The organism is Hydrogenophaga electricum (genome assembly GCF_030160815.1).
Lineage (GTDB): Bacteria > Pseudomonadota > Gammaproteobacteria > Burkholderiales > Burkholderiaceae_C > Hydrogenophaga > Hydrogenophaga electricum.
In genome coordinates, this window is record NZ_BSPB01000160.1 from 1 (window position 1) to 736 (window position 736).

The following is a 736-nucleotide window of genomic DNA, read 5'->3' on the forward strand; positions in this document are numbered from 1 at the left end:
AGAGGAGGTCATCGAATTTTGCGTAGAATTTATCGAAGACCTTCGCCCAATCGGGGTACCTGAATCACGCCATGAAGGGAGACTACGGGGAAAGGGAACTCTCGGAAGGAAAGCAATAATGACGGTAGACAACAATTTATTCCGTAAAGCCCATTTCACGGTTCTGCAACAATCTTCATTGGTAGCTCCTTACATCGAGGAGCACTTGGCTCTAGTTCGCGCCAGGAACATCGGTAAGTCCGATGCATGGATTACACGGCATCACATTGATACTTTCCCCGCGTGGCTACGACAACATCTCATGGGTAACGAGTCGATCAACCAACAACTTGCCTTCCTGGCGAGGGGACCGTCTGGCTCGATCGCGACATTCCAGGGATATGAGATCAATGGGTACACATTCTACACGAGAGCCCAAGACATGAAGAGCACGAACCAAAACAGCGCTGTTCGTATCGATGCCATGGGACACGATGGAACAACTGGCACGTATTACGGTGCCATCGAGGACATATGGGAACTTGACTATGGTCCTCTCAAGATCCCTCTGTTCCGGTGCCAATGGGTTAGGTTGACTGGTGGAGGCGTAATGATTGATGACAGTGGGATGACAACTGTTGACCTTAACAAGGTTGGATACTCGGACGAACCTTTTGTCCTTGCCAATGATGTAATACAAGTTTTTTATGTCAAGGACATGTCTAGCAAAGGAAAAAAGGGCAAAGGGCCTGATGAG

At 48.6% G+C, this 736-nt stretch carries 1 protein-coding gene; it reads left to right on the forward strand.

Annotated features, from left to right (window positions below):
• Positions 1 to 118: 118 nt before the first annotated feature.
• The coding region (locus tag QQK43_RS23735; protein ID WP_284309648.1) for a DUF4216 domain-containing protein at positions 119 to 736 on the forward strand (618 nt) is incomplete at its 3' end.